The organism is Streptomonospora sediminis (assembly GCF_054778995.1).
On record NZ_BAAGYZ010000076.1, the window covers coordinates 1 to 1,386 of the forward strand.

At 67.7% G+C, this 1,386-nt stretch carries 1 protein-coding gene; it reads left to right on the forward strand.

Annotated features, from left to right (window positions below; genetic code table 11):
* The first annotated feature begins 302 nt into the window (after positions 1–302).
* Positions 303–1,328 carry a DUF6924 domain-containing protein gene (locus ACYVD5_RS15545; protein ID WP_461001757.1) on the forward strand — a complete coding sequence of 342 codons (1,026 nt, stop codon included), beginning with the start codon at positions 303–305 and terminating at the stop codon, positions 1,326–1,328.
* Positions 1,329–1,386: the final 58 nt, after the last annotated feature.

Here is a 1,386-nt window from a genome sequence, read left to right on the forward strand (position 1 = left end):
AGTCATGCCGGGGCCGAAGGCCGGGTGTTCCCTTGCGGAACTGCACTAAAAGGTAATGGGGGGAGACGCGGCCGCCGGTCGAGCCGGGTCCGGTCACCGCGCACCGCTGCCCGTGACAATGAAAGGACCGTGCTCGGGCACGTCGTGGTGAGTGGCCGAGAGAATGTCGAGCTTGTCTGCGCGGCCTCGTAAGCGTAACGCGCGGTTCGGTTCGAGGTGGTTTGTCGCTGCCTGTTGTTAGAACTGCGGTGCTTGAACTGCAGTGCTCAACTTCTCCCCCCGACCCGATGAGGTGCCTGCCGATGCGGCCCGTCCTGCCCTTGCCCCCTGCCTCCGATGACGGCGAAAGCCGTGTGCACGGGCTGCTGCTCGTGCGCACCGACTACGGCGACGATGGTGCATGGGCCGACGTGCGCCACCGGATGGGGGAGCTGCCCGGGCTGCACCCGGCCGCCGAGCCCGTTTCCGCTGCCCATGCGACCATGCAGGAATCCATCCCCCGGCGGCTCATCGTGGTGGACGATCCCGGCTGGGAGGGCGCCACCGCTGAAGAAGTGCGCGCGGCGCTGAAGAGCGTTGCGAATGGGGCCCGGCCGTGGGTGCCCGACCTGGTCCTGGTCGCCAATGACGTGACGATGGCCGATGCCGAGTACCGCTCGCTGCTGGCGGTTTCCGGCACGGACGAGGACTACGCCGTTTGGCTCTCCGCGCGCCACGCGGCAATGCTCCACCTGGTGCTGCACCGGCCGTCGCTGGAATACGAACTGGAAACCTACCCGGAGGACTTTGCGACGGATCCGGAGTGGCGTCCCGGCGACGACGAGGACGACGAAGATCGGGACTTCCCCGCCGGCATGGAACTGGAGTCGCTGAACCCGCCGCCCCGCTACGAACCCCCGGCTCGGGTTCTGCCCCCGCTCACCGAGGGCTTCAACACCGTCCTCGTGCGCACCGACTTCACCGACGACGCGGCCCTGTCGTCGCTCGCCGCGGCCGTACACAGCACACCGGACGGGGCGGACCCGGCGGATTGGCACAGCTGGGTCGACGTCGTGGACGACCGCGCATACGAGGACGCCACCCCGGAGCAACTGATGGCGGTGCTCCGTCTCAGCCCGGAAGATGAGGACGAGATGACCGCGGATGTCCTGCTGATCGCGGACGGCACCGCCATGCGGGCCCCCGGCCAACCCGTCCTTGTCGTGCCGCTGGCTGACGAGCTCGGGCGCGCCTTTCGGGTGAGCGCCGACCTCGTCTCAGGCATGGTGGTGAATCTTGCGCTCGCCAACATGGACATTGACGACTGGAGAGGCGACGACGGCAGCTAGATCGTTGATGGGAGTTGTTGTGTGTACCGGTCAGTGGTCGTAGGCGATCAGTGACCGC